Below are 19,917 nucleotides of genomic sequence, written 5' to 3' on the forward strand. Positions count from 1 at the left end.
GTTTATTTCGCCTTCCAGCACCTTGGATAAATAGCGGCATCCATAATAACCCTTTCGGTAACACAGGCTATGCCGTGACTTTCATTTTCAAGTTCATCTGCACCCATAGAGGATCTGCAAAGTGCCACAGCTTCCCCTTTTAGAGTGAAAACGGCAATTATGTCATCTTTCTTGATGCATTTACTAAATGAAACGATTCCCGGAACTGCAAGGGAAGCGCCCCTGCAAACAGCATCTACAGCAGTATCACGAATGATGATCTTCGGCAGATGTGACAGACCTTCTTCCATTGGACGTACCAATTTGCGTAGTTCAGACTCATCGCCATCTTCCTGCCAGAACACGCATGCATCCTTGAGATCATACAGGGATACAAGAGTATCTTCCCTGAACGGACCTGTCCCGGTTCTGCGAAGCTGCTTCATATGGCCGCCACATCCAAGGACCAGCCCTATGTCATGGCAGAGCTTGCGAAGATATGTACCGGCTTCACAACCCACCCTCATGAGCACTTCTCTGCCTTCGATCTCAAGGACATCGAGGTAATAGATGTTCCTTATCCTCAATTGTCTTTTGACAGCAGAGATAATTGGAGGTGTCTGGTAGATAGGACCTGTGAATTCCTTGCATGCTTTTCGGATCTTCCTTTCAGGAATGTCGTCATGCAAATGCATAACACATATGTACTCTTTTCCGGAAAGACGCAGAGCTGAGATCGCTTTTGTTGCCTTGCCAAGCATTACAGGGAGCAGACCTGTTACGTGCGGGTCAAGAGACCCAGAATGTCCTGCTCTTTTTACACCGAGCATATCCCGTACCCAGGCTGTGACCTCGTGACTGGTCGGACCTATCGCCTTATCGATGTTCACGACACCCATGTTGATATACTCAAGGATCGGCCGGTCCAGGGGAGGACAACCGTATGCTGCATTGGTAGTTGCGTGGAACTTTTCCACCATTATATCCACATCTTTGGAAAAACGTTTAGATGAAACCATGAACTAAAAACTCCATTGAGAATTAAAAACTGCCAGAAGCATCAATTGCTTTCTTAAGCATATCTGCGATCACAAACTGGTCCCATCGGCTGGAATCGATCACCAGGTCATAGACAGAGAGATCATTGATATCAATGGAATGGATCTCTTTGTAACGAAGAGCTTCTGAAGCTTCGCGCTCCACAGTTTCTTGCAAGCGCACTTCGAAAGAAGAACCTTCCCTGTCAACTATTCTCTTAACACGCACTTCAAGAGGGGCTTTTATCCATATTTTAAGTGCTTTTTTCGCCATTTGACCGGCAAGTCTGCCCTCGAGAATAAGATTATCCGAAGAATTCGCGATATCCGATTGCCTCTTATCGATCTCGACATCAATGCTTGGGTCGGATTCAGCGAGACGACCAAATTCAGCAAGAGTTACGCCACGTTCTTTTGCGAGACCCCTGAAAACATCACCTGCGGATATCATATCCACAGAGTAATGCTCGGCCAGCAGTTTCCCCACAGTAGTGGTTCCACTGCCAGGCAAGCCACTAATAGTCAGTAGCATGCTTAGACGCCACCGATATTAAGTGCTTTACGTACTACCTGACTGATAGCCAGTGATGTAATGAAATACCAGAAGATCCAGTACTGTATAGGACCGATTATAGTCTCGACCAATACCTGTTCTCCCCAGAATGGAAATACAAGGAATGCACCCGGATGACCACTTATGTAGTGGTATGCCCACATGAAGAGTGGGAGAGAGATGATACTGATGTATGCCATTGGCTTGAACTGCTGCTTTGACATCTCCATCTGGTCACTCATCATATCAGCACGCTGCTCTTCCAGTTTTTTCACCATATAGGTGTTCTGAGAAAGCTGTGCCTCACGGAACTCCTTCTGGAATGACTTCATGCGCTCCTGTGTGTTGCGCATCAGGTCCCAGTCAATTGTATATTTCTGAATGAGTGATGCGTAAAGAGCAGTGATAGCTGCCATAATGAACAACATTATGTGGAAGTTGCCTTCACCGACCATCATACTGATAGGATCCATGAAGACACCCATAATAGCACCAATGGACTCTCTTCCTTCTTCACCAAGTACGACAATACCTATCATTAAAGAAATACCGACCGCCAGAACAAACTTTTCTGCGGTCTTTTTAAAATTAGAATCTGCCATGCGTCACACCTGTTTTTCGTTTATTTGTACTGATCAAGGATTTTACAGATATCCGAGAATACCCGATCAATTGCACCAGTACCCTCGATGTCCACAAGAAGACCTTTCTCCTTATAATAGTTAATGAGAGGTTGGGTCTTTTCCTTGTATGAATCAAGTCTCTGACGAATAACATCTTCCTTATCATCATCACGCTGGTAAAGCTCTGCACCACATGCGTCACAGACACTCTCCTTTTCAGGAGGGTTGAACTTCATGTGATAGCTTTCACCGCATGTACACACGTACCTGCCACAAAGACGGGTGACAAGTTCCTCATCAGCAACATCGATGTTCAGCACAACCTCTAAAGGCATGCCGATCTCCACAAGAATAGCAGATAAAGCATCTGCCTGAGGAGTTGTCCTTGGATAGCCATCGAGAAGATAGCCAGGCTTACAATCAGATTCAGCCAGACGGTTCTTTATGATACCAATAAGTACCTCATCAGGAACCAGTTCGCCTTTATCCATGTAGCCCTTTGCTTCTTTACCAAGTTCAGTACCATCGCGTACATTGGCCCTCAGAATATCACCGGTAGATATGTGAGGGATCTGATAGTGCTTAGCAAGTTCTTTGGCCTGGGTGCCTTTTCCTGCACCCGGTGGACCAAACAATACAACATTCATCAATATATCTCCATTTTTTTATTATTCCCGTCCGAAGAACGATCTGACCATTGGATGCATTTCCATCATCTGTTCAGATGCAATATCCTCATACAGGCGATACACAATACTTACGGTAAGCAACAATCCAGTACCACCGGCACCACCTATAGTACCGAGCATACTTGCCAGAAGCGTCAGTGCACCGATGAAAGCACCACCAATGATAGTGACCTTCGGGATGTACCTGATCATTACTTTCTCTATACTTCCGACATTACGCCTGAAACCTGGTATCTGCATACCTGAATTGAATACCTTCTGAGCAGTTGGTTTTGCACCCATTCCGGTCGTTTCGATCCAGAACAGAGCGAATATGATACCGCCACCGATCAGGAAGATCGCATCAATTAGCACATGCAAACCGACCTGCCACATTGATGGCACAGCAACACCATAGCCTGTGAACGTCTCCCTCACAAGTGAAGGGATCCAGTCATACGGACTGTTTATCGGTGAGAGATAATACATGATACCATTGATGGGCTTTGAACCGGAATATTCACCAAGTATGGTGATACCACGTCCTGACAGTAGCAGACCTATCATCTGAAGGTTTGCCTGAAGCGCCCTGACAAGGATCATAGGAAGAACTGAAGCATAGATCAGTTTCACAGGGAACCTGCCCCTGGCACCTCTAACTGCACTGTGTGCAAGAGGGATCTCTATGCGAGTACTTTCCGCGAACACGACTATCAGGAATATGGCTATCGTACTGATCAGTGCAAGTATCCCACCTCTGATGAGCAGGAACATTACCCCTTCACTGGTTGCGATGTAATCCAAACCAACGTTCTGAACGATGTATATCCACTTTGGAAGGATACCAATTGGAAGACCTGAAGTGTCAATACCCCAATTGAACAGACCTGTTACGATCTGCTGGGAAACACCGGCCACGATGAAAAGTCCCACACCGGAACCAATTCCCCATTTTGATACGATCTCATCCATGAAGAGGATAAGGACTCCACCAATACAGATCTGAACGAAGATGATACCTGTAACAATACTTGGAGTTACACCAAGTGCAGATGCTACACCCACATCAGGCCGTATATAACCACCAACGATCTGCGGCAGAGCTTCAAGAACGATCATAACAAAGACCATGAATTTCTGTGCACCCTGGAAGAATGCCTGGTCTGCAGGATCGGACATATTGAGTTTGATGACGTCAGCACCAACAAGAAGCTGAAGTACGATAGATGCTGTGACAATAGGACCTATACCCAGCAGCATCAAAGAACCAGATGCTCCTGCGAAGAAAGCGCGATATTGTTCAAACAGGTCAATGGATTCACTTGAAAGACCAAACAGTGGAATATTCGCCAGAGCGAAATAAAGCACTAGAATTCCAAGAGTCCACATTAACTTGTTTTTAAAATGCACATGCCCTTCCGGACTAGCTACGGCGGGCAATCTATTAAAAATCGGTTCCAAACTCTCCCTGAGACTCATTAACTACACCCTTTAATTAGGTTTGAAATCCAGAATATCTGGAAAACAAATTAAGTAGCACAGTATAAGATAAACAACAAATATAAAAGTAATGTCTTAAAAGACATTACTCCTTAAATTCTACGCAGGATCCACCTGCAGTTTCGATCTTGCCCCTTGCAACTTCAGAGAAGTTGCATGCAGTAACAACCATATTCTTTGTTACTTTTCCGGTACCAAGAACTTTTTCGATTTCCAGATCTGCAAGGTCGATGACATATGCTCCAGCTTCAAGCTTTGCAAAGCCATCTTCTACGAGCTGATCTGCAAGTTCATCAAGTTCGCCTACATTCACTACAGAAACGTCATGGATCGCCTTTAATGGGCGGGAAAAACCACGTTCGCTTCCACGTATGTAACCGAGCTGAAGAGCCCTTGTGAAGTGGTGTTTGTTTTCACCAGATCTACCACGTCCACCACGGTTACCTGCACCTCGGCGATTCTTGGTAGTTCCGCCACCACAGGTACGAGAACCCCTGAACTTCTTTGTGTTGCATTTTCTGCTAGTCATAACATCACCTCATCTTGTTCAAAAGTGCCTTGATATCATCGCCATGGTTTCCAAGGACACCGCCCTGCTGAGCAGTCCTTTTGATACCTGCGTGTCCCTTCCTTGGTGGATGAAGCCTGAAAACAGGTTTCAACAGTGGGACATCGGTGATCTTTGCATCACCATTGACAAGAGCTTCTGCAAAGGAAGCAATGGAAGCAAACTCAGAGTTTTCCTTCACATATTCATCGGTAAGACGAACATCGCCTTCCAACCTTCCACGTTTGCTGAGTACCTCAGTCAGTGATTCAACATCGACAGTACCGTATGCGATGTAGTCCTTTGCCTTCTGGATCATACCCTTATTGTTAGGGGTATCCTGAAGGAAGACGCAATGGTTGACCTTGTGTAAACGGAGCATGCCGAGGGTATCCTCGATCTTGCCGCTTACATTTACCGGGCCTCTAATTCTAACTACTGCGAACATTTTCAGGCCTCCGTCTCATCGAAAACTATTGGACGCCTTACAGTGCCGGTGTTCATCAAAGCATTGTATGTTGCCTTTGCGAAGTTGAGGGTTGTCCTGGTCTGACCTTCAGTACGTGTCCAGACATCTTTGACGCCTGCTTTTTCAAGCACTTTTCTTGCAGTGCCTCCTGCAGCAAGACCAAGCCCACGAGGAGCAGGCTTGAGAACCACAGTTACACTACCTGCTTTACCATTGACCTCTGAAGGAACGGTGTGTGGAAGACCACAGCCACATTCCCATGATCCGCATCCACGTTTGATACGTGTGATGTTGATCTTTGCATTGTCAATAGCTTTTCTGATAGCAGGTCCTACCTGGACATCCTTTGCCTGACCAAGTCCTACGAAACCGTCTCCATTTCCAACGATAACAGTAGCCCTGAACTTGACACGCCTTCCGGAGTCAGTCATTCTCTGAACCATGTTAATGTCGAGAACTTCGTCCTCAAGTTCAGGTAATAATAGATCTACTATTTTTGATTCCCTTATAGGCAGACCGGAATCCATAGCTTCATCCATGGATGTGACCTGTCCATCGAAGACAAGCTTTCCGAGCCTTGTCTGAGGAACCCATTCTTCATTATATTCATATGCCATATTAATCACACCTTAACTGAACTCGGCAAGGATCTTTTCCTTTACTGCATCGAACACTTCAGGCAGATTTGATCCTTCCATGTATTCTGCAACATGTTCTCCCCTTATGCGCTCATCGGATGGGAACACTGAGGAGTTGTGAGGAACATCCAGTCCTGAATCAACAACACCTTTAAGTGCTGCATAGACACGGGAACCTACGGATGATGCCTGAATACCGATATCCAACACACCACTCTCATAACCTTCAGCAAGTGCCTTGTAACCAAACAAGAGACCTGTGAGGTATGCTGCGGTAGTGTTACCGGTAGATCCTTCATAGCCGTATTTTGCAAGCTCTTTTGAGATTGCGGATGCCAGTGTTACATCCCCATTTGCATCAGGTGCAACAAGCTGTATCTGCATGTGCCTTGCGCTCTTACGCACAACAACACGGTCCTCTCTTGACAAAAGCAACCTGAGTCTCTGGTGATAATCTGTACGCCCTTCCCTTCGTCGCCTGAATGCGACTTTATAACGGGGTCCTGTAGCCATATTAGATCCTCCACATCAGTTTAACATTTAAATTTGTTTTCATTATTCATTCCTCAGGCTTACTCTTTCTTTGCAATATTGAGGTGTGTTTCCATATGAGCCAAGTTCTTGTACTCGCCACCCTTTGCCTTACGGTAAGCTTTGCAGAATGCGGATTTATCGAGTGTGCCATCTGCTCGAAGCTCTTTGAGCCTCCTTCTGAGAGCACGGATCTTCTTCATCCACTGTTCTTTTCGAGGATTACGTGCACCCTTTGTACCTTTACGGGAACCATGTCCCTTACGGTGACCGTACCTGCGTTTTGCATCCCTTGCTCTTGCTCGTCCACGGCTAACGCCTTTCACAGCTTCTGCTTTAATGCTTCCACTTGCGATAAGACCACGGATATCTTCCCTTGTGATAGCAACAGCGATCTCGCTGGATGCTTCAGGGTTCAGCCAAACTCTGTGAACTCCACATCCAAGAACTTTAGCTGCAAGCCTTTTTTGGTTTGTGAGATCGGTCATCTCACTCACTCCTTGTTGGGTTCAATATCTTGATTCCCATTTCTACAGCCTTTGCTTCAATAAGAGCTTTCTTCTTTGCGCCAACAGTCCTTCCGATCCTGATAGCCTCAAGTGTAGCATCGACACCCTCTATTCCTGCAAGATTGTTCACAAGAACTTCTGAGTATCCAGATGGATGAAGACCTTTCACTGCTTTAGGACTTCCATATCCTGCCTGCACAACTGCACCTTTTGCTTTAATGCCCTTGCGCTGTTTACCCTGAAGACCTCTTGGACGTCTCCAGTTAGAATCCAGACGCTTGTACTTGTGTGAATCGGCCCTTTTGAAATCAGGCTTTTTGCCCTTCTGGACCTTTCTTACATTGAAAAGTCTCTTGGACTCTACATCAAGTGCAAGTTCGGTGGACACTGCTTCCTTCATGTTAGTTTCATTAACTGTATCTTCCATTCAGATCACCTACAATATCTCTCTTACACCCTCTTGTCTACGATGTATATACCATCCTGGAACACACGTGGGTCGAAACGCTTGATCTTGGTCTTCTGCTCAATGTTAGCAGCGGTCTGACCGACATCTTCCTTGTTGATACCGGAAACGATAACTTCATCGCCGCTTGCCTTTACAGAGGTTTCACCAAGGATATTTGATACCCTAGGCTTCTTCTCACCAAGGAAATTGTTGATGACGAACTGCTTTCCATCGACCTTGATCTGCATTGGAAAGTGAGAGTAGACCACTTTCATGTGATACTCAAACCCGTCAACAACACCTTTCATCATATTGGTGATGTGGGAGGCATATGTCCCAACCATTGCTTTCTGTTTTTTCCTCGATGAAGCAGAGTCAACGGTGATTTCTGAACCGTTCACTTCAATATTCACGCCTGGATACCACAAGAATCTTGTATTGGTACCTTTGGGCCCTGAAGCAGACAGGACGTTCTTCTCAAACGTCACTGCCACACCTTCAGGAATCGAGATTATTTTCTTGATTTCTTTTGCCATATCATCTCACCCTTAATCTTAGTATACAAATGATAATAACTGTCCACCGACATTGTTCTCACGAGCCTCGTACTGGGAGATCACTCCCTTAGGGGTTGTGAGGATCAGCACACCAAAGTTCTTAGCAGGAAGGAATTGTTTCTCCCATCTCTCGAACTCAGTTACTCCTACGGAGTAACGTGGCTTGATAGCTCCACATTTGTTAATACGTCCAATAAGTTCAACTGTATAAATTCCAGCCTTACCATCTTCTACGAACTCAAAATCACCGATATATCCACGGTCATTCATGACCTTAAGGACATTTCCAATGAGTTTTGATGCAGGTCTGATCGTACAGGAATCTTTACCAACAGCTTCTGCGTTCTTGATAATAGATAACGCATCAGCAAGAGGATCTAATAATACCATATCTGTTCACCTCACGTATATTTTTCAAATCCCATGTCATGGGCAATTTCCCTGAAACAATGCCTGCAAAGATAGATCCCATACTTGCGCACAAGACCCTGCTTTCTGCCGCATCTTTTACACTCGTTTGCGCCTCTTCCAAAGTTCTTCACTGTCTGAGTCATCATTCTACCTCCACAGCATACTTATCCTTGAAGAAAGATATCGTATCCTCTTTTGTGATCTTGTGGGAAGTTGGTATCTTTCGTTTTGCGATCCTTCTTTTGCTCACCCTGTAACCAGGACGATTTACGACCACAGTGATATCCATTCCAAAGATACCGATGTTTGGATCGTACCTCATGCCTGGATAATCGGTGTGCTCTTCAATACCAAATGAAACATTGCCAAAGATATCGAACTGGGATTCATTGATCTTTCTTTCAACGATTCCCAATGAAGTCTCAAGAAAACTTTCTGCTGCTTCGCTACGAAGTGTGACCTTACATCCGATAGGCTCGTGTTTTTTGATACTGAAAGCAGGCAGGGTTCTCTTTGCATAGCTCCTGACAACTGTCTGTCCGGTAATTGTCTCAAGGATACCCTCTGCATCAACAAGGTGCTGACCACTTTCGCCAACGCCCATGTGAACGACTACTTTCTCGACCTTAGGATTTCTCATTGGATTACTCAACGATTTCACCACCTATGAAGATCTCTGGCTTGGACTCTCCGATCACGAACACATAATCTTCGATGGTCTCGAATTCGGTCTCACCGGAAATAGTAACTGTGTTGTTCTTGGAGCTTTTCACTGTGTTGATCTCTTTGATAGACCCAACTTCACCTGCATGGCTTCCACCAACAATTATTGCAAGATTGCCAACTTCATATTTGATGTGTTTGACGATCTTTTTGTCTGGAACAGACAGGATGATTGAATCTTTGGTGTTGTACTCGTTGGAGCCAATGATATTGACACCATCATTAAGGCGCATCTGAACCTTGCCTTCTTTGATAGTAGTCTTGCCTTCGATGCGGCATAATTTGTCAGAACCGGTTCCATCAAGCTTGTTCAACACAAGCCTGCTCTTACCATCGAGCATTACGCGGTATTCCACGTTGTTCAATGGGATGGTAATGATATCCATCAGACCTACAGGGAACCTAAGGTCCTTTCTTGCTACTCCGTCAACAAGTACATTGCCTTCTGAGAGTACTCTCTTTGCTTCTGCGCGGTTATCGACAACACCGAGCATATCCCTGAGTATGACTGCTAATGGGATGCTCTGGAGTCTGTTGTGAGGACCAGGCCTTGTGGATGTTATCCATTTGTTGGATTTCTTTGAGATCTGCCAGCTTTTTGGGACAGATATCCTCTTTTGATGAGTGGCCACGAATTCACCTACCTCTTGATAATATTGAATCTCTATTTTTATCTTTCATTTCCAGTGATGTGATCATCACATTTGAAGGATAGATCGGCCTTGGAACCTCGGTTCCATCCACCTTGCTGACAGAAACACCTTCTACAACAATTGTTCCGCTCTTCAAGGATAATGCCTCGACCTTTCCTTTAACACCTGCATGGTCACCACGCATCACAGTTACAGTGTCACCTACAATGACATTTGCACTGCGACCGTACTTACCACGAAGGTCCTTTGACAGAGGTGCCGCCATGTACTTCTGCTTCATGTGAAGTGGAGCCTCGTAACGTGCTTTCCTCTGTTTCCTTGGCTGTTTTGATACCATATTTAACACCTCACACAATCATAGATGCAGTTGTACCGATCTTAGGGAACCTTTCTGCTGCTTCTCTTGCAACAGGACCTTTGATGTCAGTTCCTTTTGGAATGCCTTTGTCATCAACGATAACTACAGCATTGTCCTCGAATGCGACCCTGAGGCCATCTGGACGACGGAATTCCTTCTTCTGGCGTACAACGACTGCGTAAAGGATCTGCTTACGCATTTCCGGAGTACCCTTCTTTACAGATACAACACACATTTCGCCGATGCCTGCTTTAGGCATCCTGTTCTTTACACCCCTGTACTTCTTTACAGAGATGATCTCCACAGTACGTGCTCCAGTATTATCAACACATTCTATCTTAGCGCCAGCATTCAGTGCACGTGGGATCTTTGAACGAATACCCCTCATGCCTGCACCTCCGCCTTGACAATAACGTATGATTTTGTTTTACTGAGAGGGCGGCATTCCGCGATTGTCACAACATCTCCAACCTTTGCATCAATGCAAGGTGGATTGTGAGCGTGGATCTTTGATTGCCTCTTCTCATATCTCTGGTATTTATTTATCAGTTTTTCACGCCTCTGTTGAATTACCACTGTACGATCCATTTTGGCGCTTACAACAGTACCGACGTGGATCTGTCCCCTAACGGAGAGTTCGCCATGGAACGGACAATTAATATCATCACATTCCTTTGTTGGCTCGGGTATATCCAATCCAATGTCTTTTGCCATGATTATTACCTCATGCGAATTTTCTTAATGTTCTTGACTCTATTCTCGGGTTGTGAGAGCAATAATGTCCCGAATATTTTAACACGTTGATCGTGATCGGCAGATGATGAGGGAAGCTTGAACACAAACGTGGTCCCGTTCTTTGGAACCATTTTTTCGTGCGTGTCTTCCGTTTCGATAACAAGCATATTGCGCGTCTCGTCTATCACTCTGCCACAAATATTGATTAATTTGGGATTTGTTGACTCAAATACTTCCGCATAAAGCCCGATTAGCTCGTGAAAGATCAAATTAGAAGGCAATGCTTCCAATTCAGATCTCCTTCAATTCGTGCTGAATCGTCTTTATCTTTGCGACTGTCCTTCTAAGCTCTCCGACCCTGCCAGGATTATCTGGAGCGCCACCTGCTGATGCAAGTGCACGTTCACGGATAAGTTCACCGCGGATCTTTACAAGCTCATCCTCACGTTCGTGAGGGGTCATGTCCCTTATTTCTTTTGTACGAAGAATTGCCATAATTAGCTCTCCCTGTGCATACGTCCGGTTGGATGCCAGTAATCATGGGCACCATGTTTGTGTTGCCAGACACCATTGACCTCGCGGCGCTCCTCTCCTTCCTCGGTAACAGATTCACCGGTAATTACATCAGCTTCTACTTCGGATGCTTCCGCTTCTTCAGCTGGCTCTTCAACGGTCTCAGCCTCAGCCTTTGCTGCTTCTTCGACCACTGCTTCTGCAGCTTCTGCGACTTCATCTTTAGCTTCTACCTCAACGAGTTCCTCGATGCCTGCGCTCTTCTCCTCTTCGACAGGAGTGGAAACCAATGAACCAAGTTCTTCGGCGTTCTTCAACCTGTAGGAATCTGGAAGAACTGCATCTGGGTGAATGATACGTACTTTACAACCAAGGGTACCGAGTTTCTTGACAGCGACAGCAAAACCATCATCGACAATATCATCGACAGGCTTTCCTGCATGTTTGATGTAACCATTGACCATCTTCTCTACCCTTGACCTTGCACCGGTCAATTTACCAGAGATGACGATCTCGCAGCCAAGTGCACCAGCATTCATGATAGCACGCATGGTGTTGTGTCCGGCCTTTCTGAAGTACCATCCACGTTCGATGGAGGATGCAAGTCTTGATGCCATCATCTGTGCATTGAGTTCCGGCCTCTTGACCTCCTGTGCATCGATCTGAGGATTGTCCAGATCGTATAATCGGTCTACATCACGAGTGAGCTTCCTGATTACCTTTCCAGCCTTTCCAATAACCATACCTGGTTTTTCAGCATATACTGTGATCTGGGTACCCATAGGAGTACGGTTTATATCCATACCACCATAGCCAGCCCTGCTGAGTTGTTTTGCAAAATATTCATCCATGGATGCTTTTACATATCCATCCTGAACGAACTTTTTCTCTACAGCCATATTAGAGCACCTCGCTTATGATCATCTCAAGATTGACAGTTTCTGTGTTCTCTGGACTTGCCCTTCCGCGAGCCCTTGGTCTCATACCATGGATCACACGTCCACGATTCATTGCGGTATGTGCAATGAACATATGGTCCGGGTTTAAGCCCTTATATTCTGCGTTACTTTCTGCATTCTTGAGCAACTTAAGCATCTCAGTTGCTACCTTTACAGGATAGCGACCTGCTGCCATTGGTCCTTTTCTGTGACCTAAGCTGTCATTGTGCCTTCCGAAAGGTACTGCCTGCTTTAAGATAACAACATCTTCAAGATATTGTCTTGCTGCTTTTGTGCGCATACCCTTGATAGCCTTGCAGAGTTCACGGGATTTCTTAGGTGAAATGTGAAGCTCTGAACCCATTGCTTTCGCACTGGTCTCAGCATCAAGCTCTGTAGTATATTTGATCCTTGCCATTCATATCACCTTATTTCAATGGTACGAACTTACTGGAACGTGTTGCACCGACACCAGCGCTTCCATGGGAAACCCTGTTACGAGTAGGTGAATATTCACCGAATCTGTGCCCGATCATTTCAGGCATGATCTCGATCTTCACGAACTCTTTACCGTTGTAGACCTCTAGAGCCTTACCGATCATCTCAGGGAAGATGATCATGTTCCTGTAATGAGTACGTACACTTTCCTTTCCGTCTCTGAACTGTTGTAGAATTCCCATCTGTGAATCAGAAAGACCCCGGCGTATAGACCGGCGTTCCTGTGCAGGCAAGAGTTCTGCAAAATCCTCAAAGCTCATTTCCTGGAGCTGTGCTACCGTTTTACCACGGAAGGTATATTCTCCTTTTCGCTTTGGTAACCTTGAAGTTGATTTTTTTGCCATGTTAATACCTCTTTACTTAACGTTTTCCGGTCCTGCGTGCTGCAATATGACCAACCTTTCTACCTGGTGGTGCATTCCTGCTGACTGTGGTTGGCTTACCTGGATGCTTTCTGTTACCTCCACCGAACGGGTGATCGATAACGTTCATAGCAATACCTGACACACGAGGGTACTTAGCTGCCCTTGCTTTCATCTTGTGGTATTTCTTTCCTGCCTTAAGGAATGGCCTGTCAACCCTACCGCCACCAGCAACAATACCGATAGTTGCTCTGCAGTTTGGATGGAACCACTTCAACACACCGGATGGCATCCTGACAACTACTTTGCTTACCTCACGGGATACAAGTGTTGCATAAACACCTGAAGAGCGTGCATATTGCCCACCATCATTTGGTTTGGATTCAATGTTACAGATAGGGATACCTTCAGGGATCTCTGCAAGAGGAAGCGTGTTACCTGGCTTGACCTCTGCGGAAACACCACATGAGATATTCTCGCCAACAGCTATTCCCTCAGGAACAACTATAAACTGCTTCTCTCCGTTCTCAAAAGCGACCTTTGCGATCGGAGCTGACCTTGCAGGATCATGTTCGATACCGATAACTGTACCATTGAGAGTGCTTTTCTCATCCACGCGTGGGTGTTTGAGTTCAGCTTTATACTTATGGGATGGAGCCCTGTATGTTGGACTTCCACGACCTCTGTTCTGGGATATAATTCGTTTAGTCATGGACTTTCACCTCACACCAATCCGATCCTAGTTGCGATCTCATGTGCAGCATCCGGCTCATTGAATGTTACCAGTGCCTTTTTCAAGCCTTTCATTGTGGTCATGGTGCAGACGGACTTCACAGTGAAGCCATACATCTTAACAACATCGTTTTCCACCTGAGTCTTGTTAGCACGTGTGTCAACAACGAACTGAAGCTTATTTTGGTCCATGAGCATCATTGCTTTTTCAGTAATGAATGGATACCTAATAGCATTCATAAGAACATACCCTCCATGTTGGTTATTGCAGATTGGGTCCAGACGGTTAGTCTGCCTGCATGGGTACCTGGTGCAAGAAGCTCTGCGTTAAGTGCAGATACTGTTGCAACATCAACACCTGGAAGGTTGTTTGCTGCCTTGCTGAGTGAGCTTTCTTCGCCTGTGACGATCAAGACACTCTTTCGGTTCTTGTACTTACGTCCCCTGCGCTTACCTTTACCTGCTCTGATGTGTTTACCCTCTTTAGCGCGGATAATATCATCATAAAGACCTGCTGCCTGAAGGAAGCTGATGACCTCTTTGATCTTTACAAGACCTTCGATAGCATCATCTGCAACGAAAGGAACCTCTGCAGTGAACTTGTGGCCACGGGCCTTTACAAGGTCAGCATCGATGGTTGCTGCAATTGCAGATCTGACTGCAAGACGCTTTTCCTTCTTGTTGATCTTCTCTGTACGGTCGGTCTCTGTCTTTGGTGGGTGTGCACGCCTACCTCCCACTGCCTGTGGAATCCTTGCGACACGACTACCATTTGAGATCCTTGGAACCTGTGCAACGCCTCTTCCTGATCCCCAGGAGTGTGCTGACGTCTTCATACCTGCATAGAGCGAGGTACCGTATGGCTGAAGTCTGTTTGCCTGAGCAGAGAGGACCGCCTTCTTGATAAGGTCAGGTCTGAAGATCTCACTGAAAACTTCTGGCAATGCGATCTCGCCTTTAGAATTTCCGGATAAATCGATAATATTTGCTGTTGTCATTCACATCACCCCTGCAGTGTTTGAGTGCTAACGTGCATGATCTGAGGCTCGCCAATGCTGGATACCTTTGACCTTGTTGGCTCCCTGAGTCTGATCAACCTTTTGGATGGACCTGGAACGCTTCCTTTGATAAGGATGTAGTTTCCACGAACAAGACCGTAGTTAACAAACCCACCAGCGGGATTGACCTCATCAACATCGGAGGACATTTTCAAGATCCTCTTGTTGTAATCGGTTCTCTGGTGATAGCCCATCTGACCTGCCTGTGGAACTCTCCAGCTCACGTGTGCAGGAGTCCATGGACCGAGTGTACCTACCTGTCTCAAACTTCCCTGACGGGAGTGTTTGTTCTTCATGAGGTTGATGCCCCATCTCTTAACAGGACCCTGTGTACCATGACCTGTAGTGATCGCTGCAACATCGACGATCTTGCCGTTGTCAAATACATCAGAGATCTCTACCATTGTACCCAGAACTGTTTTAGCATACTCGAACTTTGCTTTTACATCAGAACCACTTACACCGGTTTCCATCACATCAGGTACCTTTTTAGGTACACCTGTAAGAGTGGATGGTAAAGTGTATGTGATGAGCCTGATATCCTTTGCACGTCCGCTTTCAACAAGTCCCTCGAGCTTCTCAAGTGATGCATTCACGTCAGGGTTCTTTGCGGTCTTGAGCCTGCGGCCAAGATCCTTGTCAAGAACGTCTGTCCATGCTTCTGCAATAGCGATCTCACCGTTGGTGTCTTTGCCATATGCACGAATTGCTGCAACACGGATAGCTGGAGTCTCGATGACAGTAACAGGAACGGATATTTCAGTACCCTCTGTAAGACTGTGTTTAACATCGTCGATCATGATGACATGGGTCATGCCTACCTTATAACCTGCAAAGCCCTGAAGCTTTGGTTCAGCGTCTGACTCTGGCCATGATCTAAACCTTGGTATGTGACTCTGTGATCGCTTGCGTGGACTGTATGCAAGTGAACCGCGCCTTGGTCTGTGTCCTTTTGCCATTTATATTCTCCTCCTATTTCAATTGTTTTTGAAACAATGTTTCATTTATTCATGATGTAGGACAAGACAATTAGAAAAGTATAATCTCACGTGATGTACTGATATCCCTGCCCAGCTCAAATAGAGCTATTGACAGATCGAACACATACAGTCACGCAGGAAGCAAGATAACTAACACACTGGACTGACCTGATAAATAACCGGTCCGTCCGTCCTCAATCATCTCTAGAAGATTTAGCCAGTTAGCATTCCTTAATGCGCATTTGCGCACAAAGAAGGGCATTCCGAGAAGAGGCCCATGAACACTTACTGTCAAACCCGACTTTTCACACTTGCTTATTCCTACGTTATGATCTTCAATGATGTAATAATAGCAATGCCAAATTACACAATCAATCCTAACTTAGGATGTCTAAATGTAATATTCAGTATATAAATGTGTTGCACACATTCCCCCAAAAAAACAGTATATTGAACACAACTCAGCAGGGAATTTTACAAACAAGTGCAATTTGCAGTATAGTACACTAATAATAGCGCTAATATACACCATAGAACAAAGACAGCTAAATAAAGATATCGGATTATTTCCAGGATAACATGAGATTACTTTAAATTGATTGAGCTATTTTCCAGACTGATAATTGTGTCACGAAAAAAAATATTTGATAAAAGGATGAAAGCTGATAATGATGGCATCCGTTTTGCCACACCGGAAATAGTTGCAAAGTACAGGGCAAAACGACTCAAATGCAACACCATCGCAGACATCAGTTGTGGTATCGGAGGACAGACGATATTCTTTGCAAAGGAATGTGAAAAGGTCTATGCAATAGAGATCGATCCTAAAAAGATAGAATATGCAGAGAGAAATTGCGAACGTTATGGCCTCGATAATGTAGAATTCATTTGCGGGGATGCGCTATCAGAAGACGTTATCGACCAGATACCAAAACTGGACGTGCTTTTTTCCGATCCTGCAAGGCCACCATCAGAAGATGAAAGAAGACTCTCGAGCCTTCAACCCGGAATACCCAAAGTATTGGAAGCATATTCCAAAGTTACAAACAATTTCGCATTCGAGGCACCACCCCAGCTGACACCTGAAAGAATTCAGTTCGATTGTGAAAAAGAATACCTATCATTGGACGGACAGCTGAACCGCCTGAACCTGTACTTTGGCGACATAAAGACATGCGACAGATCTGCAATTGCACTCCCGGCAGAAGCAAGGATAGATTCTGATCACAAAAGGTCCGAACTTTCAATAACGAACAAGATACAAGCATATGCATGTGAGCCGGAACCATCCGTCATTAAAGCAGAACTACTTCCCGAATTGGCAAATGATCTAAACGAAAATAACACAACGCGGGTCCAGCTGTTCGAGATCGATCAGAAGAGAAGCCTCCTTACATCCGAAGAGCCCTTAGATCACCCACTTGCCAAGAATAGTTATGAAATCAAGTATGTAACCGAGATGGATGCAAAAATTATCAACGACATCTTGAAAAAAGATAGTGTAGGGACCGTAATTCTAAGAGCTGGGATAGAGCCTGAGAAATATTGGGACATTCGAAGAGAAGTTGAAAATGGACTGACCGGAAACAGAACAGTACACCTTTTTGCCAAAGATGGGAAAGCGATCATCTGCAAACCAAGAATATCAAGCAACGATCGCAGCCAATAAAACGAAGTAAAAAAGAAAAATGATCAACTCATTCCGAAAATTGCTTTGACACGCCTGATAAGGTCTTCGGTATCAAAGGGTTTATTGACATAGTCAGTCGCATTCAGAACATTCAGACCAAGCATCCGGTCAAAATTCTGCGATCTAGCAGAGATAATACAGATGGGAACGTCAAGGTCATCCGATCGGATCTTGTGGAACGTTTCCCAACCATCCATATCGGGCATCATAATATCCAGCAGTATCGCATCCGGGTTCACAGATCCGAGCATTTTCAAACACTCTTCACCCCCACCTGCCCCGAAGACCTCAAAACCTTCCGGTTCAAGGATAGATCTTACAAGAAAGATAGTATCTGTCTCATCGTCGACGACTAATATTTTCTTATTCAAAGTGCCAGAACTCCTCCCACCTAATCTTATTTAAGATAATTTATAGTTACAACTGAGATAAGAAAATACATAAAGATGATGCATTTTTTGACAGTTGTCAATTGAGATATCAGTCAATATCAATATTATATGCACCATCAAGAAGACGGCGTTTAAAGATAACCTCAAGCACACCATTATTGAAAGTCGCTTTTGCAGACTCCGGATACACAGGTACCGACAAGTCAAACATCCTGACGTATGACCAATCGCCACGAGATGCAGAAATGTGCAAGGTCATTTCTTTTGCACTCAGCTTGATATCCTCTTTTTCCACACAAGTAAGCTCTGCCATAAAATGGACGCCATCATCGGTTTCAATAATGTCCACCAGAGGTTCCGATTCAGAGATACCCAGACATGAGCCCTCAGGAAGATCATCCAGACCATCATTTGGGACAGACCCTAACTCCCGCACAACTGGATCTTCACCAGAGCGATGCGTTATAGAAAAACCATATACCTTTGGATTTCCCGAAAGATCTCCCAGATCGGCCTCGATAGCATCCAGGATATTTTCGATCATGTCAGTAACATCTTCAAATGACTCATTTTCAAAGAATTCATCGAAAAAACGACGTCTTTTCTTTTCATCCATATTGGCCATCTCCATATTATTATAAATGATACCACAGGTCCCAATCAAATAATATACATGCATTCCGATCACAAATTGCAAACTAAAGCAATTATGAGTGATCAGTATCCAATACGTTCTTTAGATGAGGTATAGATGAATCCGGTTTGGAAGACTGGCCATCAGGCATATCCCCGGACCCTACTAAAACTAGAGGATCATCAACTGAATTATCCGGTAACTCAGTATCGAATCGATCAACAATACAACCCATTTTTGAGGATAGTTCCAGCAATTCCAAATGTAGTTGCTTCGTTTTTTCCATCATTTCCTTATAGTGATCAAGAATGATCTTATCAGCCATATTACCACCAACTGAATATTATATGGATCAACCTGCACCACACAGAAAGAAACAATAATTACAATATTCAAACAAACCTTTACAACGAAAAGTATGTTATTGATAGCATTTATACTTTTGCCGCTTGACAAAAAAGACAATTGATATAAATTAAATATAAACAGAGATATAAATTAACACCTGTTAAAGATGCTAGTTCACCCCCAAACTTATTCTTTACGTCGCATGAAAATAAATGCTAGTCCAAGAATTGCTGCGATTGGAATTGCGATTGTGGGGAATTCGGGAATTTCTGCAGCATTTCCACACACACCATCTGCAACTTTGACACTCAGACCTTCATTAAGACCAATAAGATGCACAGCTGTATTAAGGTTTTGAGGAGTGTTCGGCACAACCACCACAGGAGCATCGAATGTTATTGTAATAGGACCAAGGACCTTTTCACTGGTAACAAAACCAACAGTCGTATTAAAATCACCAAATTCAGAAGAAAAGCTGTCAACACCAGTCAGTTGTTGAGTTGCACCAGTAATGCCCGTTACATTAGCTTCAGTGAGCCCTACAGTGCTCAGACCAAATGTCTTGATGGTAGTATCGTCTGAAAGGTATGTCGGTGATAGATATATAACTTCCACAGTTACATTATTACCGTCAACGACCACCCCGAGATCCACATCGCCACATGAAAGCGTGTCTTTTGGATTTGTCACATTATAGATTTCACTTGCACTTGCCACACTGACCATCGAGATCAGGATGACAAAAAGCCCACTAAGTAATAGATATTTTTTGATCATTTCCACCACCCACATCATTTATGCAACATTAATATATAATAAGTATTTTCTTAATA

At 44.6% G+C, this 19,917-nt stretch carries 33 protein-coding genes; 1 reads left to right on the plus strand and 32 read right to left on the minus strand.

Annotated features, from left to right (window positions below; translation table 11 throughout):
• Positions 1 to 2: 2 nt before the first annotated feature.
• From AC20MK_RS08635 to rpl3p, 28 genes are all read right to left on the minus strand, one after another.
• A complete protein-coding gene (locus AC20MK_RS08635; protein WP_487355438.1) occupies positions 3 to 998 on the minus strand; it encodes an RNA-guided pseudouridylation complex pseudouridine synthase subunit Cbf5 in 996 nt (331 codons plus the stop codon).
• 22 nt (positions 999 to 1,020) lie between these two features.
• Positions 1,021 to 1,548, minus strand: a complete 528-nt coding sequence (cmk, locus tag AC20MK_RS08640; RefSeq protein ID WP_487355439.1) for a (d)CMP kinase — start codon at positions 1,546 to 1,548, stop codon at positions 1,021 to 1,023.
• 2 nt (positions 1,549 to 1,550) lie between these two features.
• Positions 1,551 to 2,171 carry a DUF106 domain-containing protein gene (locus tag AC20MK_RS08645; RefSeq protein WP_487355440.1) on the minus strand — a complete coding sequence of 207 codons (621 nt, stop codon included), beginning with the start codon at positions 2,169 to 2,171 and terminating at the stop codon, positions 1,551 to 1,553.
• A 20-nt stretch (positions 2,172 to 2,191) separates the two neighbouring features.
• A complete protein-coding gene (locus tag AC20MK_RS08650) occupies positions 2,192 to 2,839 on the minus strand; it encodes an adenylate kinase (protein ID WP_487355441.1) in 648 nt (215 codons plus the stop codon).
• Positions 2,840 to 2,860: 21 nt separating this feature from the next.
• Entirely contained in the window at positions 2,861 to 4,339 is a 1,479-nt protein-coding gene (gene secY, locus AC20MK_RS08655) for a preprotein translocase subunit SecY (RefSeq protein WP_487355442.1), read from the minus strand.
• Positions 4,340 to 4,445: 106 nt separating this feature from the next.
• On the minus strand, positions 4,446 to 4,889 hold the full coding sequence (locus AC20MK_RS08660) for an uL15m family ribosomal protein (RefSeq protein ID WP_250867198.1): 444 nt from the start codon (positions 4,887 to 4,889) through the stop codon (positions 4,446 to 4,448).
• 4 nt (positions 4,890 to 4,893) lie between these two features.
• On the minus strand, positions 4,894 to 5,355 hold the full coding sequence (locus AC20MK_RS08665; RefSeq protein WP_487355443.1) for a 50S ribosomal protein L30: 462 nt from the start codon (positions 5,353 to 5,355) through the stop codon (positions 4,894 to 4,896).
• Between the two features lie 2 nt (positions 5,356 to 5,357).
• Positions 5,358 to 5,993, minus strand: coding sequence for a 30S ribosomal protein S5 (locus tag AC20MK_RS08670; protein ID WP_011498209.1), 636 nt, complete (start codon positions 5,991 to 5,993; stop codon positions 5,358 to 5,360).
• A 12-nt stretch (positions 5,994 to 6,005) separates the two neighbouring features.
• Positions 6,006 to 6,527 carry a 50S ribosomal protein L18 gene (locus tag AC20MK_RS08675; protein WP_487355444.1) on the minus strand — a complete coding sequence of 174 codons (522 nt, stop codon included), beginning with the start codon at positions 6,525 to 6,527 and terminating at the stop codon, positions 6,006 to 6,008.
• 59 nt (positions 6,528 to 6,586) lie between these two features.
• On the minus strand, positions 6,587 to 7,033 hold the full coding sequence (locus AC20MK_RS08680) for a 50S ribosomal protein L19e (protein WP_487355445.1): 447 nt from the start codon (positions 7,031 to 7,033) through the stop codon (positions 6,587 to 6,589).
• Position 7,034: 1 nt separating this feature from the next.
• Positions 7,035 to 7,481, minus strand: a complete 447-nt coding sequence (locus AC20MK_RS08685) for a 50S ribosomal protein L32e (protein WP_487355446.1) — start codon at positions 7,479 to 7,481, stop codon at positions 7,035 to 7,037.
• Positions 7,482 to 7,504: 23 nt separating this feature from the next.
• On the minus strand, positions 7,505 to 8,038 hold the full coding sequence (gene rpl6p, locus AC20MK_RS08690) for a 50S ribosomal protein L6 (RefSeq protein ID WP_487355447.1): 534 nt from the start codon (positions 8,036 to 8,038) through the stop codon (positions 7,505 to 7,507).
• A gap of 18 nt (positions 8,039 to 8,056) precedes the next feature.
• A complete protein-coding gene (locus tag AC20MK_RS08695) occupies positions 8,057 to 8,449 on the minus strand; it encodes a 30S ribosomal protein S8 (protein WP_487355448.1) in 393 nt (130 codons plus the stop codon).
• Positions 8,450 to 8,460: 11 nt separating this feature from the next.
• Positions 8,461 to 8,613, minus strand: coding sequence for a 30S ribosomal protein S14 (locus AC20MK_RS08700; protein WP_487357090.1), 153 nt, complete (start codon positions 8,611 to 8,613; stop codon positions 8,461 to 8,463).
• A complete protein-coding gene (locus AC20MK_RS08705; RefSeq protein WP_487355449.1) occupies positions 8,613 to 9,110 on the minus strand; it encodes a 50S ribosomal protein L5 in 498 nt (165 codons plus the stop codon). Before AC20MK_RS08705 ends, AC20MK_RS08700 begins: the two co-directional genes overlap by 1 nt.
• Positions 9,111 to 9,114: 4 nt before the next feature.
• Positions 9,115 to 9,825 carry a 30S ribosomal protein S4e gene (locus tag AC20MK_RS08710; RefSeq protein WP_487355450.1) on the minus strand — a complete coding sequence of 237 codons (711 nt, stop codon included), beginning with the start codon at positions 9,823 to 9,825 and terminating at the stop codon, positions 9,115 to 9,117.
• 4 nt (positions 9,826 to 9,829) lie between these two features.
• Positions 9,830 to 10,183 carry a 50S ribosomal protein L24 gene (gene rplX / locus AC20MK_RS08715; RefSeq protein WP_172368497.1) on the minus strand — a complete coding sequence of 118 codons (354 nt, stop codon included), beginning with the start codon at positions 10,181 to 10,183 and terminating at the stop codon, positions 9,830 to 9,832.
• A 10-nt stretch (positions 10,184 to 10,193) separates the two neighbouring features.
• Entirely contained in the window at positions 10,194 to 10,592 is a 399-nt protein-coding gene (locus AC20MK_RS08720) for a 50S ribosomal protein L14 (RefSeq protein WP_487355451.1), read from the minus strand.
• The gene (locus tag AC20MK_RS08725) at positions 10,589 to 10,918 is read right to left on the minus strand and encodes a 30S ribosomal protein S17 (RefSeq protein ID WP_487355452.1); all 330 of its coding nucleotides are present in this window, start codon (positions 10,916 to 10,918) and stop codon (positions 10,589 to 10,591) included. Before AC20MK_RS08725 ends, AC20MK_RS08720 begins: the two co-directional genes overlap by 4 nt.
• Before the next feature lie 5 nt (positions 10,919 to 10,923).
• Positions 10,924 to 11,229: a ribonuclease P protein component 1 gene (gene rnp1 / locus AC20MK_RS08730; protein ID WP_487355453.1), complete on the minus strand. Its 306-nt coding sequence runs from the start codon at positions 11,227 to 11,229 to the stop codon at positions 10,924 to 10,926.
• Between the two features lies 1 nt (position 11,230).
• Positions 11,231 to 11,434, minus strand: coding sequence for a 50S ribosomal protein L29 (gene rpmC / locus AC20MK_RS08735; RefSeq protein WP_250867209.1), 204 nt, complete (start codon positions 11,432 to 11,434; stop codon positions 11,231 to 11,233).
• A gap of 2 nt (positions 11,435 to 11,436) precedes the next feature.
• The gene (locus AC20MK_RS08740; protein WP_487355454.1) at positions 11,437 to 12,351 is read right to left on the minus strand and encodes a 30S ribosomal protein S3; all 915 of its coding nucleotides are present in this window, start codon (positions 12,349 to 12,351) and stop codon (positions 11,437 to 11,439) included.
• 1 nt (position 12,352) lies between these two features.
• Complete coding sequence (locus AC20MK_RS08745; RefSeq protein ID WP_487355455.1) at positions 12,353 to 12,808, minus strand: 50S ribosomal protein L22; 456 nt, start codon at positions 12,806 to 12,808, stop codon at positions 12,353 to 12,355.
• 10 nt (positions 12,809 to 12,818) lie between these two features.
• The gene (locus tag AC20MK_RS08750; protein ID WP_487355456.1) at positions 12,819 to 13,232 is read right to left on the minus strand and encodes a 30S ribosomal protein S19; all 414 of its coding nucleotides are present in this window, start codon (positions 13,230 to 13,232) and stop codon (positions 12,819 to 12,821) included.
• Positions 13,233 to 13,248: 16 nt separating this feature from the next.
• Positions 13,249 to 13,962 (minus strand): 50S ribosomal protein L2, encoded by a 714-nt coding sequence (locus tag AC20MK_RS08755; RefSeq protein WP_487355457.1) that lies wholly within the window; start codon positions 13,960 to 13,962, stop codon positions 13,249 to 13,251.
• 11 nt (positions 13,963 to 13,973) lie between these two features.
• Entirely contained in the window at positions 13,974 to 14,222 is a 249-nt protein-coding gene (locus tag AC20MK_RS08760) for a 50S ribosomal protein L23 (RefSeq protein ID WP_487355458.1), read from the minus strand.
• Positions 14,219 to 14,980, minus strand: coding sequence for a 50S ribosomal protein L4 (gene rpl4p, locus AC20MK_RS08765; RefSeq protein WP_487355459.1), 762 nt, complete (start codon positions 14,978 to 14,980; stop codon positions 14,219 to 14,221). The genes AC20MK_RS08760 and rpl4p overlap by 4 nt, the downstream gene beginning before the upstream one ends.
• A gap of 5 nt (positions 14,981 to 14,985) precedes the next feature.
• Positions 14,986 to 15,999, minus strand: a complete 1,014-nt coding sequence (gene rpl3p, locus AC20MK_RS08770; RefSeq protein ID WP_487355460.1) for a 50S ribosomal protein L3 — start codon at positions 15,997 to 15,999, stop codon at positions 14,986 to 14,988.
• A gap of 676 nt (positions 16,000 to 16,675) precedes the next feature.
• Between rpl3p and AC20MK_RS08775 the strand changes: the two genes are divergently transcribed.
• Positions 16,676 to 17,689, plus strand: a complete 1,014-nt coding sequence (locus AC20MK_RS08775; protein ID WP_487355461.1) for a methyltransferase domain-containing protein — start codon at positions 16,676 to 16,678, stop codon at positions 17,687 to 17,689.
• Positions 17,690 to 17,712: 23 nt separating this feature from the next.
• Here the strand turns inward: AC20MK_RS08775 and AC20MK_RS08780 are convergent, their stop codons facing one another.
• The 4 genes from AC20MK_RS08780 to AC20MK_RS08795 all read right to left on the minus strand — a co-directional run bounded on the left by AC20MK_RS08780 (position 17,713) and on the right by AC20MK_RS08795 (position 19,861).
• On the minus strand, positions 17,713 to 18,081 hold the full coding sequence (locus AC20MK_RS08780) for a response regulator transcription factor (protein WP_487355462.1): 369 nt from the start codon (positions 18,079 to 18,081) through the stop codon (positions 17,713 to 17,715).
• Positions 18,082 to 18,190: 109 nt separating this feature from the next.
• Positions 18,191 to 18,718 (minus strand): Hsp20/alpha crystallin family protein, encoded by a 528-nt coding sequence (locus AC20MK_RS08785; protein ID WP_487355463.1) that lies wholly within the window; start codon positions 18,716 to 18,718, stop codon positions 18,191 to 18,193.
• Between the two features lie 91 nt (positions 18,719 to 18,809).
• Complete coding sequence (locus tag AC20MK_RS08790) at positions 18,810 to 19,061, minus strand: hypothetical protein (RefSeq protein ID WP_487355464.1); 252 nt, start codon at positions 19,059 to 19,061, stop codon at positions 18,810 to 18,812.
• Positions 19,062 to 19,270: 209 nt separating this feature from the next.
• Positions 19,271 to 19,861, minus strand: coding sequence for a PEF-CTERM sorting domain-containing protein (locus AC20MK_RS08795; RefSeq protein ID WP_487355465.1), 591 nt, complete (start codon positions 19,859 to 19,861; stop codon positions 19,271 to 19,273).
• Positions 19,862 to 19,917 lie beyond the last annotated feature (56 nt).

It is taken from the genome of Methanococcoides sp. DA23 (genome assembly GCF_057593895.1).